Source organism: Cellulomonas chitinilytica, assembly GCF_016862675.1.
In the GTDB taxonomy this organism is placed as follows: Bacteria; Actinomycetota; Actinomycetes; order Actinomycetales; family Cellulomonadaceae; genus Cellulomonas; species Cellulomonas chitinilytica.
Map to the genome: position 1 here is coordinate 113,980 of NZ_BONK01000008.1, position 14,031 is coordinate 128,010.

12 protein-coding genes are annotated in these 14,031 nt (G+C 75.0%); 5 read left to right on the forward strand and 7 right to left on the reverse strand.

Annotated elements, in window-relative coordinates; translation table 11 throughout:
* The 5 genes from cofD to Cch01nite_RS12685 form a co-directional block, all read right to left on the reverse strand.
* Positions 1-960: a 2-phospho-L-lactate transferase gene (gene cofD / locus Cch01nite_RS12665; protein WP_203754785.1), complete on the reverse strand. Its 960-nt coding sequence runs from the start codon at positions 958-960 to the stop codon at positions 1-3.
* The gene (locus Cch01nite_RS12670) at positions 957-1,736 is read right to left on the reverse strand and encodes a putative F420-0 ABC transporter ATP-binding protein (RefSeq protein ID WP_203754801.1); all 780 of its coding nucleotides are present in this window, start codon (positions 1,734-1,736) and stop codon (positions 957-959) included. The genes cofD and Cch01nite_RS12670 overlap by 4 nt, the downstream gene beginning before the upstream one ends.
* Positions 1,727-2,809 carry a putative F420-0 ABC transporter permease subunit gene (locus tag Cch01nite_RS12675; protein WP_203754805.1) on the reverse strand — a complete coding sequence of 361 codons (1,083 nt, stop codon included), beginning with the start codon at positions 2,807-2,809 and terminating at the stop codon, positions 1,727-1,729. The genes Cch01nite_RS12670 and Cch01nite_RS12675 overlap by 10 nt, the downstream gene beginning before the upstream one ends.
* The gene (locus Cch01nite_RS12680) at positions 2,806-3,807 is read right to left on the reverse strand and encodes a putative F420-0 ABC transporter substrate-binding protein (protein WP_203754808.1); all 1,002 of its coding nucleotides are present in this window, start codon (positions 3,805-3,807) and stop codon (positions 2,806-2,808) included. Before Cch01nite_RS12680 ends, Cch01nite_RS12675 begins: the two co-directional genes overlap by 4 nt.
* Positions 3,808-4,000: 193 nt before the next feature.
* The gene (locus Cch01nite_RS12685; protein WP_203754812.1) at positions 4,001-4,792 is read right to left on the reverse strand and encodes a PhzF family phenazine biosynthesis protein; all 792 of its coding nucleotides are present in this window, start codon (positions 4,790-4,792) and stop codon (positions 4,001-4,003) included.
* Between the two features lie 93 nt (positions 4,793-4,885).
* Between Cch01nite_RS12685 and Cch01nite_RS12690 the strand changes: the two genes are divergently transcribed.
* The 3 genes from Cch01nite_RS12690 to Cch01nite_RS12700 are packed head-to-tail and all read left to right on the forward strand — an operon-like array spanning position 4,886 to position 9,417.
* On the forward strand, positions 4,886-5,647 hold the full coding sequence (locus Cch01nite_RS12690) for an SDR family NAD(P)-dependent oxidoreductase (protein WP_203754816.1): 762 nt from the start codon (positions 4,886-4,888) through the stop codon (positions 5,645-5,647).
* A 57-nt stretch (positions 5,648-5,704) separates the two neighbouring features.
* Positions 5,705-7,606 carry an ABC transporter ATP-binding protein gene (locus Cch01nite_RS12695; protein WP_373309930.1) on the forward strand — a complete coding sequence of 634 codons (1,902 nt, stop codon included), beginning with the start codon at positions 5,705-5,707 and terminating at the stop codon, positions 7,604-7,606.
* Positions 7,603-9,417: an ABC transporter ATP-binding protein gene (locus Cch01nite_RS12700; RefSeq protein WP_203754819.1), complete on the forward strand. Its 1,815-nt coding sequence runs from the start codon at positions 7,603-7,605 to the stop codon at positions 9,415-9,417. Before Cch01nite_RS12695 ends, Cch01nite_RS12700 begins: the two co-directional genes overlap by 4 nt.
* Before the next feature lie 96 nt (positions 9,418-9,513).
* Here the strand turns inward: Cch01nite_RS12700 and Cch01nite_RS12705 are convergent, their stop codons facing one another.
* Both Cch01nite_RS12705 and Cch01nite_RS12710 read right to left on the reverse strand, forming a co-directional pair.
* Positions 9,514-10,269 carry a MerR family transcriptional regulator gene (locus tag Cch01nite_RS12705; protein WP_203754822.1) on the reverse strand — a complete coding sequence of 252 codons (756 nt, stop codon included), beginning with the start codon at positions 10,267-10,269 and terminating at the stop codon, positions 9,514-9,516.
* Positions 10,270-10,324: 55 nt separating this feature from the next.
* Positions 10,325-10,990, reverse strand: coding sequence for an HAD hydrolase-like protein (locus Cch01nite_RS12710; RefSeq protein WP_203754824.1), 666 nt, complete (start codon positions 10,988-10,990; stop codon positions 10,325-10,327).
* A gap of 89 nt (positions 10,991-11,079) precedes the next feature.
* On the opposite strand from Cch01nite_RS12710, the gene Cch01nite_RS12715 reads away from it, so the two are divergent.
* On the forward strand, positions 11,080-11,637 hold the full coding sequence (locus Cch01nite_RS12715; RefSeq protein ID WP_203754827.1) for a phosphoribosyltransferase: 558 nt from the start codon (positions 11,080-11,082) through the stop codon (positions 11,635-11,637).
* A 138-nt stretch (positions 11,638-11,775) separates the two neighbouring features.
* On the forward strand, positions 11,776-13,866 hold the full coding sequence (locus tag Cch01nite_RS12720; RefSeq protein ID WP_203754830.1) for a pectate lyase family protein: 2,091 nt from the start codon (positions 11,776-11,778) through the stop codon (positions 13,864-13,866).
* Positions 13,867-14,031: the final 165 nt, after the last annotated feature.

Sequence of the window (14,031 nt, forward strand, 5' to 3'; positions counted from 1 at the left end):
TCAGGGCAGCCGGTCGACGAGCCCGAGAGCGGCCGCGGCGATGGCGGCCGTCGTCGGGACGTCCGTCATGAGCGTCGGCGCGGCGCGCACCGTCCACCCCTGCGCCCTCAGGACGTCCGCGGCCGCGGCGTCGGCGTCGTCCACGAGCCAGCCGTCCAGCACGCCGCCCTCGGCCCGACGGCCGTAGTGACGGGCGACGGCGGCGGCGTCCGTCGCGACCCCGATCGCGGTGAGGCAGGCGTCCGCCATGCCCCGCACGGGTGCCCCGCCCACCACGGGGCTGACCCCGACCACCGGGGCTGCGGTCGTGGCGAGGGCGTCCCGGATCCCCGGGACCGCGAGGATCGTCCCGACCGAGACGACGGGGTTGGACGGCGGCAGCACGACGACGTCCGCGTCGCGCAGCGCCTCGACGACCCCGGGACCGGCCGTCGCGGACGCGAGCCCCACCTGCTCGAACCCCACGGCGGGGAGCGCCGCACGGTGCCGGACCCACCACTCCTCGAAGTGGATCAGGCGGCCGTCGGCGAGGCGGACGTGCGTCTCGACCTCCTGGTCGGACATCGGCAGCAGCGTCACGCCGGGCGCCCACCGCTCGCACAGGCGGGCCGTGACCTGGGACAACGGCAGGCCGGACCGCAGCAGCTCCGTGCGGGCCAGGTGCGTGGCGAGGTCGAGGTCGCCGAGCGTGAACCACTCCCAGCCGAGCCCGTAGGCGGCCAGGTCGTCGGACACGCGCCGCGACTCGTCGCGCCGCCCCCAGCCCTGGTCCTCGTGCACGGCGCCGCCGAGCGTGTACATGAGCGTGTCGAGGTCGGGGCAGACCCGCACGCCGTGCAGCCACAGGTCGTCGCCGGTGTTCGCCACGACCGTGACCTCCGCGGACGGCGCGAGCAGCGCGAGCAGACCGCGGGTGAACCGGGCGCCGCCGACACCACCGGACAGGACGGTGACCTTCATGCAGACACACCTCTCGCAGGTTCGTGGAACGCGATCACGGGCCGCCCCGTGCGCGGGTGCTCGAGCACGTCGGCCTCGACGCCGTAGACCTCCCGCAGGAGCGGCGGCCGCAGCACCTCGCGTGGGTGCCCGGCCGCCGCGAGCCGCCCCTGCGACAGCACGAGCACGTGCTCGCAGAACGCCGCCGCCAGGTTGAGGTCGTGCAGGGCGGCGACCGTCGTGGTGCCCAGGTCGCGGACGAACGCGAGCAGGCTCAGCTGGGCGCTGACGTCGAGGTGGTTGGTGGGCTCGTCGAGCAGCAGCAGGTCGGGCTCCTGGGCGAGCGCCCGCGCGACGTGCACCCGTTGCCGCTCACCCCCCGACAGCGTGGACCACGCGCGGTCGGCCAGCTCGGCGGCCTGCGCGGAGGCCAGGGCACGGTCGACCGCGCCGTCGTCCTCGTCGCGGCCCCACAGCGTGCGGTACGGGATGCGTCCGAGCGCGACGACCTCGCGGACCGTGAGGGGCGCGGTGCTCGTCGACTCCTGCTCGAGCAGGGCGATCCGGCGGGCGCGCGTGCGCCGTGGCAGGTCGTGCACGGCGGTGCCGTCGTCGACGAGGACCGCACCGCGCTCGGGGCTCAGCACGCCCGCGACGAGCCGGAGCAGGGTCGTCTTGCCGGCGCCGTTGGGGCCGAGGAGGCCCGTGAGACGCCCGGCGGGCGGGGTCGCGTCGATCCCGTCGACGACCCAGCGTCCGCCCAGGCGTGCGCTCAGGCGGTCCAGGGTCAGCTCCATGCGGCACCCCGTCCCCGGCGCAGCAGCACCGCGAAGACCGGCACCCCGACGAGGGCGGTGACGATGCCGACGGGCAGCTCGCGCGGGTCGAACAGGGTGCGCGCCAGGGTGTCCGCCCACACCAGGAACGTCGCGCCGACGAGGGCCGCGACGGGCAGCAGCCGCCGGTGCGCGGGACCGGTGAGCACCGACACGGCGTGGGGGAGCACGAGCCCGACGAACCCGATCGCGCCGCTGACGGCGACCATCGCACCGGTGAGCAGCGCGACCGCGGTCATCAGCCCCCACCGCGTGCGGTCCACGTCGACGCCGAGCGCCGCGGCGGCCGTGTCGCCGAACGTGAACGCGTCGAGCCGGCGAGCGCTCGCGAGCACGACGGCCCCGACGACGACCAGCGCGACCCCGGCGATCGCGACGGTCTGCCAGGTGGCGCCGGCGAGCGAGCCCAGCAGCCAGCTGAGGATCTCGCGGTAGGAGTCGCCCGTCGCCGTCCAGAAGATGACGAACGACGTCCCCGCCGCGCACAGCTGCGACACGGCGAGCCCGGCGAGCACGGTCCGCGCGGGGGTGAGCGAGCCGCCCGTGCGGGCCAGGGCGAGCGTCGCGACCAGGGCCGCGAGCGCCCCGGCGAACGCCGCCACCGGCAGCAGCAGGCCGACGCCGACGACGAGCACCGCGACCGCGCCGAGCGACGCGCCCGACGAGAGCCCGAGCAGGTACGGGTCGGCCAGCGGGTTGCGCGTGAGGGACTGCATGACCGCGCCTGCGAGCGCGAGGCCCGCGCCGACCGCGGCGGCGGTCAGGACCCGCGGCAGGCGCAGCTCCCAGACGATCGCGTCGTGCAGCCGGGGGACCGGCGTCACGTCCAGGCCGAGGTGGTGGGCGATGCTGCGGGCCACCTCGGTGACGGCGAGGTCGGCGGGACCGATCGTGACCGCGACGAGCACGGTCGCGACGAGGAGCGCGCCGCCGGCCGCCACGAGGATCGCGAGGGGGGCGCGGCGGCGTCCCGGAGGCGTGGCCGGGTCGGCGTCGCGCGCGGTGCCCCGCGTCGCGGGGAGCGAGGTGGTCACCCGCCGAGCTCGGCGAGCTGCTCGTCGAGCCGCACCACGGCCTCCGCGTTGCGGACCCCGGCCTCGGACGCGGCGAACGGCACCGTGAGGTACCGGTGCTCGCGCACGGCGGTGAGCTGGGACGTCGCCGGGTTGCCCTCGAGCAGCGCGATCTTCGAGTCCGCGGTGTTCCACGTGGCGTCGACCAGCACGATGACGTCGGGGTCGGCGGCGACGACCTGCTCCCAGCCGGTCGACGTCCAGGTGTCGTGCACGTCCGCGAACACGTTCGTGAGCCCGGCGGCGTCCATGATCATCTGCGGTGCCCCGATGCCGGCGCCGACGTAGGGCTGGTCGCCGCCCGAGCTGTACCAGAGCGCGGTCGTCGGCCGAGCGGGCTGCTGCGCCGACGCCAGCAGGTCGCGCTGGTCGGCGACGAGCGCCTCGGCCCGGTCGGTCACCCCGAAGATCGCGGCGACCTCACGGATCTCGTCGAACACGTCGTCGAACGTGAGCCGGTCCGGCATGTACCCCTTCTCCTTGCACGCCGCGGGCGAGACGTACGAGGCGATGCCCCGGTCGGCGAGGGTCGGCCGGTCACCCGCGCCGTCGGCGGAGAAGTTCGACTCCCACCCGCCGTAGACGAGGTCGGGGCCGAGGGCGAGCACCGCCTCCTGGCCGGGCACCTTGTCGGACACGACGGGGACCGACCGGTACGCCGCGGCGTACTCGTCGGGCACGGGTCCGTCGGCGAACGCCGTGCCGACCATCCGGTCCTGCAGGCCGAGCGCGAGCAGCATCTCCGTGGCGGTCGACTTGATGGTCACGACCCGCTCGGGCGGCGCGTCGACGGTGACCGGCGTGCCGCAGTTGTCGAGCGTGACGGGCGCGAACGTCGCGGACGCAGGTGCGCTCACCGCCGCGGTGGCCGTCGAGCCGTCGTCGGGCGCGCAGCCGGCGAGCGCCAGCACGGCGGCACCGGCGAGGACGGACACGGCAGGACGGACGCGGAAGGGCATGCGTGGGCTCCGGGGGTCGGCACCCGGACGGGACCGGGCGCTCGGACGGGGACGGCGCGGCCTACGCGCACGAACGGGGGCGGGTGCACGTCGCACCCCGGAGGACCGCCCACGTCCGGGCGGCACGACCACGGCCACGTCCGGCCGGGTTCCGTGGCACAGCGTAGGTCGCGGCCGGCCGGATCGGAACCCGTCAGACCTCGGCGTGGCCCTCGGAGTAGAAGACGACGGCCCCTTCGAGCTCCACACGCTCGCCGACGAGGGTGCAGGTCAGCGACCCGCCGCGCGCCGAGGCCTGGTAGGCCGAGAAGCGCGTGCCGCCCGTGCGGGTGGCCCAGTAGGGCGTGAGCGTGCAGTGCGCGCCGCCGGTCACCGGGTCCTCGGGGATGCCCTTGGCCGGGGCGAAGTAGCGGCTCACGAAGTCGTACCCCTCGTCGCCCGGGGCGGTGACGACGAGCCCTGTCGTGCCAGGCGTCAGCCTGCGGACGGCGCCGTGGTCCGGCACCATCGCCCGGACCGTCGAGGCGTCCTCGAACACGGCGAGCAGGTTGGACGCGTTCCGCCACACCTCGACGGGCGCCGCACCCAGCGCGTCGGCCAGCCCGGGCGGCTCCTCGACACGCGTGCTGCGGTGGGCGGGGAAGTCCATGACGTAGCCGCCGTCGGTGCGGCGGACCGTGAGCGGACCGCTCGCCGTGCGGAACACGACGCTCTGCCGCCCCGGCTCGAGCCGCTCCATGACGACCGCCGCGCTCGCGAGCGTCGCGTGCCCGCACAGGGGGACCTCGACGGTCGGCGTGAACCAGCGCATCAGGTAGCCGTCCCCGTCGGGGACGAGGAACGCCGTCTCCGAGAGGTTGTTCTCGGCGGCGAGCGCACGCATGACGTCGTCGGCGGGGAACGAGCCCACCGGCATGACGGCGGCCGGGTTGCCGGCGAACCGCGTCGTCGTGAAGGAGTCGAGCTGGAACAGGGGGATGCGCACGCGTCGGTCTCCTCGTCTGCTGGTCGTCGTCCACCGTAGGGGTCACGTCGAGGAATGATGGGCCCCCCGCCCCTCCGGACCCCAGGAGCCCGCATGACCACCGCCACCCGCCCTCGCCGCGCCGTCGTCACCGGGGCCTCGTCGGGCATCGGTGCCGCGACCGTCCGCAGCCTGCGGGCGCAGGGGTGGGACGTCGTCGCGACGGCCCGCCGTGGCGACCGGCTGGCCGCGCTCGCGGGCGAGACCGGCGCGGACACCGTGGTCGCGGACGTCACCGTGCCCGCGGACGTGGCCCGGCTCGCGGCGCACGTGCGCGACACCGGGGGTGCGGACGCCCTCGTGAACAACGCCGGCGGCGCCTTCGGCCTCGACCCGGTGGAGTCGGGCGACGTGGAGCAGTGGCGGGCGATGTACGAGCTCAACGTGCTGGGCACGCTCCAGGTCACGCAGGCGCTGCTGCCGGTGCTGCGGGAGCGCGACGAGGCGGACGTCGTGGTCGTCACGTCGACCGCCGCGTTCGGCCCGTACGAGGGTGGAGCGGGCTACACGGGCGTGAAGGCCGCCGAGCAGATGCTCGCGACGACGCTGCGCTGGGAGATCGTCGGCGAGCCGATCCGCGTCATCGAGATCGCGCCGGGTGCGGTCGCGACGGACGAGTTCGCGCTCGTCCGCTTCGGCGGGGACGCCGAGCGGGCGGCCGCCGTGTACGCCGGGTACCAGCCGCTGGTGGCGGAGGACATCGCCGACGCGATCGTGTGGACCCTGACGCGCCCGTCGCACGTCAACATCGACACCCTCGTGGTGCGGCCGCGCGCACAGGCGAGCAACACCAAGACGGCGCGCACGGGGGTCTGAGGGTCGCATCGCGGACACCCGCGGGCGAGCGGCGAAATCATTACGTAGGGTAACGGTGTGCCTTCAGCGTCGCCCGCACGCCCTGTCCCGCCCCCACCCCTCACCCGCCGCGACGGCGAGTCGACCACGCGCGTCCTGCTCCGCCTCGTCGCGTGGGCGCGACCTGCCCTCCCGCGCGTGCTCGTCGGCGGTCTGACCGCCCTCGCCGCGAGCCTGCTCGCTCTCGCGGTGCCGCAGGTGCTGCGCGCGATCGTCAACGGTCCGCTGCTGAGCGACGGGTCCCGGCAGGGCGTCGTCCTCGGTGCGCTCCTGGTGCTCGTCCTCGGCGTGCTCGAGGCGTTCTTCGTGTGGTGCCGCCGTGCGCTGATCGCCACGCCCGGCACGACCGTCGAGCGCGAGATGCGGACGTCGCTGTTCCGTCACCTGCTCGACCTGCCCGTCGAGTTCCACGACCGCTGGTCCGGCGGGCAGCTGCTGTCCCGGGCGATGGGCGACCTCGGCACGATCCGCCGGTGGACGGTGTTCGGGCTGGTCATGCTGGTGGTCAGCGCCGTCACCGTGGTCGTCGGCACCGTCCTGATGTTTCTCACGAGCTGGCAGCTCGGGCTCGTCTACCTCGTCGGCGCCGTGCCCATGGTGTGGCTCGGGTTCCGGTTCCGCGAGGACTACAAGGTCGTCGCGCGGCGGGCACGCGAGCAGGCGGGCGACCTCGCGACCGCCGTCGAGGAGTCGGTGCACGGGATCCGCGTGCTCAAGGCGTTCGGGCGCGGCGAGGACGCGCTCGACGACTTCTCCCGGCAGGCGTCCGAGCTGCGCGAGACGGAGGTGCACAAGGCCCGCACCCTGTCGCGCGTGTCGTTCGCGCTCGGGGCGATCCCGGAGGCCGTGCTCGCGGTCGCGCTCGCGATCGGGGTGTCGCTCGCGGCGCGGGGTGAGCTCAGCGTCGGCGCGCTCGTCGCGTTCTTCGCCACGGCGGCGTCCGTCAACAACCCCGTGGAGCGGCTCGGCCAGCTGCTCGCGATGACGTTCGACGCGAAGGCCGCGACCGACCGGTTCCTGCAGGTCGTGGACACCGGGTCCACGGTCCGCGACCCGGCGGTGCCCGCAACCCTGCCGGCCGCCGACCCCGCGGGCTCGCGCGTCGAGCTCGCAGGCGTGCGGTTCCGTCACCCCGCGGTCGTCGCGGGTCGCCCCGTCCCCGAGCAGGGCCGCGTGGACGACGTGCTCGCCGGCGTCGACCTCACGCTCGAGCCGGGGGAGACGATTGCGCTCGTCGGGCTCACCGGCAGCGGCAAGACGACGCTCCTGCAGCTCGTGCCCCGGCTGTACGACGTCACCGCCGGGTCGGTCCGCATCGACGGCGTCGACGTGCGGGACCTCGCACGGACCGACCTGCGCCGGGCGGTGGCGGTCGCGTTCGAGGAGCCGATCCTGTTCTCGGCGTCGGTCCGCGAGAACGTGCTGATGGGCGTCGACGAGCCCGGCGACGCCGACGCCGTCGTGACGCAGGCCCTCGAGGTCGCCAGCGCGGGGTTCGTGCACGCGCTGCCCGACGGGCTCGACACCGTGATCGGCGAGGAGGGTCTCAGCCTGTCCGGCGGGCAGCGGCAGCGCGTCGCGCTCGCCCGCGCGATCGCCGTGCGGCCCCGGGTGCTGCTGCTCGACGACCCGCTGTCCGCGCTCGACGTCGCGACGGAGGCCGCCGTGACGGCCCGGCTGCGCGAGGTGCTCACCGGCACCACCACGCTCGTCGTCGCGCACCGCCCCTCGACCGTCGCGCTCGCCGACCGGGTCGCGGTCCTCGAGGACGGCCGGATCACCGGCGTCGGCCGGCACCAGGACCTGCTCGCGGAGCACCCTCACTACCGGTACGTCCTCACCGCGATGCGCTCGCCGCGGGACGCGTCCGACGAGGACGTCGACGTGCTGCACGGGATCGGCACGGAGGTGGCCCGATGACCGCCCAGACCGAGCTGCCCACCGAGCGGCCCGACGTCCCCCGCGAGGAGTCGCGGCGGATCCGGCGGCGGTCGCTCGCCCTGCTCCGCTCGCTGCTGCGGCCGGTCTCCCGGCCGACGTGGTGGACCGTGGCGCTCGTCGTCGGGTCGCAGCTCGCGGCCGTGGCCGGTCCCGCGTTCGTCGCGTACGGCATCGACCACGCCCTGCCCGCCCTGACCGACGGCGACGCGGTGCCGATCACGCTCGCCTCGGGCGCGTACCTGGTCACCGCGCTGCTCGGCGGCCTGCTCACCGCCGCGGCCGTGCGCTCGACGGCCCGGGTCAGCCAGACGATCCTGCTCGACCTGCGCCGACGGGTGTTCCGGCACACGCAGCGCCTGAGCCTGGAGTTCCACGAGCGGTACACGTCGGGCCGCATCATCAGCCGCCAGACGTCCGACCTCGACGCGCTGCGCGAGCTGCTCGACGGCGGGGTCACGACCCTGGCGAGCAGCGCGCTCGCGATGGTGCTCACGGCCGTGTCGCTCGCGCTGCTCGACTGGCGCAGCGGCCTCCTGCTGCTCGCGGCGCTCCTGCCCGGGCTGGTCGTGACCCGCTGGTTCCAGGTCCGCTCCCAGGTGCAGTACCGCCGGCAGCGCACCGCGGCGGCGCGGCTCATCGTGCGGTTCGTGGAGACGATGACCGGCATCCGCGCGGTGCAGGCGTTCCGCCGCGAGACGCAGGTGGCCGCGACGTACGACGACCTCTCCGAGGACTACCGCGGCATCAACGCCGAGGCGATCCGCGTCAACGGCGTGTTCGACACGAGCCTGACGCTCATCGGCAACGTCACCGTCGCGGCGGTGCTGCTGGTCGGCGGCCTGCGGGCGCTCGACGGCGGTCTCGACGTCGGGGTGCTCGTCGCGGCCGTGCTGTACGCCAAGCGGTTCTTCAACCCGTTGTCCCAGATCGGCATGTTCTACAACGCGTTCCAGTCGGCCACGGCCGCGCTGGAGAAGCTCGCCGCGCTGCTCGCCGAGGAGCCCACCGTCCCGGACCCGGAGCGGCCCGTCCGGCTCGCGCGGCCGCGTGGCGACGTGCGGTTCGACGGCGTCGAGTTCGGCTACGGCTCGGGCCCGACCGTGCTGCCCCGGTTCGACCTGCACCTGCCCGCCGGTCGGACGGTCGCCCTCGTCGGTGAGACCGGCGCGGGCAAGTCGACGGTCGCGAAGCTGCTCGCCCGGTTCTACGACGTGCGCGCGGGGGCGGTGCTGCTCGACGGCGTCGACCTGCGGGACGTGGACCCGGTCGACCTGCGTCGCGCGGTCGTCATGGTGACCCAGGAGGCGTACCTGTTCTCGGGGTCGGTGGGCGCGAACATCGCGCTCGGTCGACCGGGTGCGTCGGCCGCGCAGATCGAGGCGGCGGCGCGGGCCGTCGGCGTGCACGACCTCATCGCGTCGATGCCGGACGGGTACGACACCGAGGTCGACAAGCGCGGCGTGCGGCTGTCGGCGGGGCAGCGCCAGCTCGTGTCGTTCGCGCGGGCGTTCCTTGCGGACCCCACGCTGCTCATCCTCGACGAGGCGACGAGCTCGCTCGACGTCCCGGGCGAGGCGCTCGTGCAGGAGGGCCTGCGCACGCTGCTCGCCGGCCGGACGGCGGTGGTCATCGCGCACCGGCTGTCGACCGTCATGGGCTCGGACCGGGTGCTCGTGGTCGACGGCGGCCGCGTCGTCGAGGACGGGTCGCCGGCCGAGCTGGTCGCGGGGGGTGGCCGCTTCGCGGACCTGCACGAGGAGTGGCAGCGGTCGCTGCACCGGGACGGGTGACCCGCGCCGACGGGCCTGCGCCGACGGCCCGCGCCGACGGGCCCGCGCCGACGGGCCTGCGCCGCCCGACCCTGCCCGGGCCGGGCGGCGGTCACCTCACAGGTGCCGGGCGGCGTACTCGTGCAGCGTGTCGCGGACGAACGTGGCGCCCTGCTCGCCGCCGTACGACGCGACGAAGCGGGCGTCGGAGACGTACATGTCGGCGAGCCCCTCGATGTACTCCCGGACCGGCGTCGACCCGTGCCCGGGCGTGCCGGGGATCGACGACAGCCACGCGACGTGCCGTCGGGCGAGGTCCTGGGCGTGCTCGGACCCGGGGTCGGTCCCGGCCTGCGCCGCCTGCGCCCACTGGGCGGACAGCTCCGCGGTCCGGGCCTTCCACGCGGCGCGCTCCTCGTCGCTCATCCCGCGCCACCAGGCGTCCGACGCGGCGTACGTGTCGGGTCCCCAGCGTTCCTCGACCTCCGCCTTGTACTGCGTGTGGTCGAACCCGTCGAACATGTCCTCGGCCATGAGCCGACCTCCTTCTTCTCGTGCGATGAGGGTGCGCTCCACGGAGGCGACCTGGCGGGCCAGCCGGTGCTGCTCGCTGCGCAGCCAGTCGAGGTGGCGGCGCAGCGCCGCCGACTCGTCCTGCTCGCGGTCGAGCACGCGGCCGATCTCGGGCAGCCCGAGGCCGAGCCCGCGCAGCAGCAGGATGCGCTGCAGGCGCACGAGCGAGCGCTCGTCGTACCAGCGGTAGCCGTTGTCGCCGACCCGGCTGGGCTCGAGGAGCCCGATCGCGTCGTAGTGCCGCAGCGTGCGGCTCGTGGTGCCCGTGAGCCGGGCGACCTCCTGGATCGAGGCCTCCATCCGCGCCCTCCCTTTCCGTGTGACCTCCACGGTAGGAGTTGACGCAGCGTCAACGTCAAGCGGCGAGCCGCTCCAGGCTCGCGAGCACCTCGGCGGCGAGGTCGGCCGGCTGGTCGACGAGCCCGACGGCCCCGGCGGCGGTCAGCTCGCCCGGCGCCGCGTACCCCCACGCGACGCCGAGGCAGTCGATGCCGTGCGCCCGGGCGCCGTGCACGTCGTGCTCGCGGTCGCCGACCATGAGGGTGCGTCTCGGGACGCCGCCGTGACCGTCGAGCGCCCGACGGACGACGGCGGCCTTTGAGGACCGCGTCCCGTCGAGGGACGCGCCCGCGAGGCCGTCGAGCAGCGGGGACAGGCCGAGGTGGTCGCAGAGCGTCGAGGCGTAGGCCTCCGGCTTGGCGGTCGCCACCACGAGCCGCAGGCCCGCGTGGCGCAGGCCGGCGAGCGCGTCGGGGATCCCGTCGAACACCGTGGCGCCGAGCATCGCCCCGCCGACGTAGACCCGGCGGTACGCCGCGACCGCGTCCGCGACCCTCGCCGGCGGGACGCCGTGCGCACGGAAGACGTCGGCGAGCGGCGGGCCGACGAACGACCGGAGGAGCGCCGGTGCCGGCACCGGCAGCCCGAGCTCGTCGTACGCAGCCGCGACCGACGCCGTGATGGTCGGCCCCGAGTCGATCAGCGTGCCGTCGAGGTCGAGCAGGACGAGTGGGGGCGTCATGCGGACGAGTGTCGCGGGTTACGTCGTCGGTCGTGGCCGGTGTCCGCCCCGCAACGCGTCGGCAACCTTCGCGACGTAGCCTGCCGACCATGGCGACGATGGAGACCGGCCCGGACCAGGAGCTCCCCGACGACCGCGAGGTGCTGGGCTGGGACCTGTTCGGCGTCGCGATCCAGGAGCTCGCGCAGTCGGTCGCCGACTCGGGGTTCGTGCCGGACGTGGTGGTCGCGGTGGCGCGCGGGGGACTGCCGCCGGGTGGCGCGCTCGCGTACGCGCTGGACACCAAGGCCGTCGGCACGCTCAACGTCGAGTTCTACACCGGCGTCGACGAGCGGCTGCCTGATCCGGTGGTGCTGCCGCCGCTGCTCGACACGGACGCGCTGACCGGCCTGCGGGCGCTCGTGGTCGACGACGTGGCGGACACCGGCGAGACGCTCGCGCTCGTGCAGGAGCTCATGGCGGAGCACTGCGCGGAGGTGCGGACGGCGGTGCTGTACGCGAAGGCGCGGTCGATCGTCGACCCGACGTACGTGTGGCGGCGCACCGACCGGTGGATCACGTTCCCGTGGTCGGCCCTGCCGCCCGTGACGGCCGCGGCGGAGGTCGGAGTGGTCGGCCGGCCGGCCGTCGTGGATCCGGTGGGCTGACCCGCCCTTCCGTCGGGATTGCGCTTTCCCCCTGGAGTCTGCGAGGCTGATCCCCGACCGGTGAGAAACCGGTTTCTCAGGTCAGGCACCGCGGGCCGACGACGACGGCGAGCCCGGCGGCAGGGACGAGGGAGTTCCATGCGCTCGACGATCCGCCACCACCCCGACCGCACGCCCGGGCTGCGGCGCCGGCACCGACGGGTCGGGACGGCGGCGCTCGCGCTGCTCGCCGCCGCGACCGTCGCCGCCGGTGCGGGGGCCGACCCCGCCGCCGCCGCGCCGCCTCTCACGGCCGGGAGCACCGGGAGCCACGAGGCGCCCGCGCGCGCCGTCGACCTCGGCCGCGAGGTCGTCGCCTCCGGCGACGGGTGGGCCTCCTGGTCCGGGCCGACCCGCCCCGAGGGCGTGCTCCGTCAGGCCACGTCCACCACGGGCGGGTCGGCGGCCGACGCCGCCCACGTGGACGTCGTGCGCACCTGGCAGGAGCTGCGCGACGTGCTCGCCGGCCGCCCGGGCGGCACCCAGACGGACGCCCGGACGAGCACCGTGCCGCGCATCGTCTACGTGGTCGGCACGCTCGACCCGTGGGTGCGGCCCGACGGCACCCGGCTCACGTGCCACGACCTCGAGCAGCAGGTCACCGTGCCGGGCACGGGGGTGCCGTTCTCGATGGCGGACTACGTCGCGGCCTTCGGACCGGGCGTCGACCCGAGCGGGCCGCTCGAGCAGGCCCGGGTCGCGGCGGCCGCCCTGCAGGCCGAGCGCACGCTCCAGCACGTCGGCTCCAACGTCACCCTCGTCGGGGTCGGCGACGACGCGACCGTGGTCGGCGCGTCCCTGCGGATCCGGGACGCGTCGAACGTCGTCGTCCGCAACCTCACCCTGCGCGACGCCTACGACTGCTTCCCGCAGTGGGACGCGAACGACTCGGGCGGCAACTGGAACTCCGCGTACGACAACCTGTCCGTCTGGACGTCGACGAGCGTGTGGGTCGACCACAGCACGTTCGACGACGGCGAGCACCCGCCTGCGAGCCTCGAGACGGTGTACGGGCGGCCGTTCGAGGTGCACGACGGCCTGCTCGACGTGACGCACGGCGCGGACCTCGTGACGATCTCGTACAACCACTTCGACCAGCACGACAAGACGGACCTCATCGGCTCGTCGGACTCGCGCACGCAGGACCGTGGCCAGCACCGCGTCACGCTGCACCACAACCGGTGGACCGACATCGGGCAGCGGGCGCCACGCGTACGGTTCGGCGACGTCCACGTGTACAACAACCTGTACGAGCAGGTCCGGGCCGAGCTGTACGCGCCGGACGAGGCGTTCTTCCAGTACTACCTGGGCGCCGGCAAGGAGAGCAGCATCGTCGCGGAGAACAACGCGTTCGAGCTGCTCGACGGCTCGGACCCGGCGACGGTGGTCGCCGGCTGGGGCGGCACCCAGCTGCGCGAGACCGGCTCGCTGGTGAACGGGGAGCCCGTCGACCTGCTCGCGGCGTTCAACGCGACGACGACGGCGCCCCTGTCGCCGGACGTCCGCTGGGACCCCGCCGACGCCTACGCCTACACGCTCGACGCCACCGCCGACGTGGCCGCGACTGTCCGGGCCGAGGCCGGTGCGGGCGTCCTCGACTCGGGCACGCCCGTCGCGTCCGGCCCACCCGGGACGCCCGTGGTCCGCGACGACGACGGCTGGGACACCGGCCTGCGCGACGGGGACTACACGGTGTCGGCCGACCTGTGGTGGGGGCAGAACGGCACGGTCGCGAAGCTGTACGAGAACGGCGTGCTCGTCGCCGCGCAGCGCCTCACCGGCACGTCGCCCGCGCCGCAGCACGTCGCGTTCCCCGTGACGGGCCGCGTCGACGGGACCTACGAGTACGTCGTCGAACTGCTCAACCCGTACGGCGAGACCCGGTCCCGCCCGCACACGGTCGTCGTGCGCGACGCGGCCCCCGGGCGCGCCGTCGTGTCCGCGACGCGGTCCGGCGCCGGCCTCGTCGTCACCACCACGCTCTGGTGGGGCACGAACGGCGACGAGTACGTGCTCACGCTCGACGGCGTCGAGGTCGACCGGCAGGCGCTCGTGCCCGCGACGCCCGGTCGCCAGACGGTCCGCTCGACCCTCACCGACGTCGCCCCGGGGACGCACGTGCTGGTCGCCGAGCTGCGCAACGCCGCCGGGTCGACCCCGACCGCGCCGGTCACGGTGACCGTCCGGTGACCCGCGGGGTGCCGCCCGGCCCGAGGTCCGGGCGGCACCCGTGCGTTACCCTGGGCCGCACAGGCGTCGACCCGGCCATCACCGGCGAGCCTCCGGAAGAACGGGCCGCGCTCGCGGCCTCAGTAGAACCGGACGGGGCAGGCCCGTCACAGCCGTCGAAGAGTG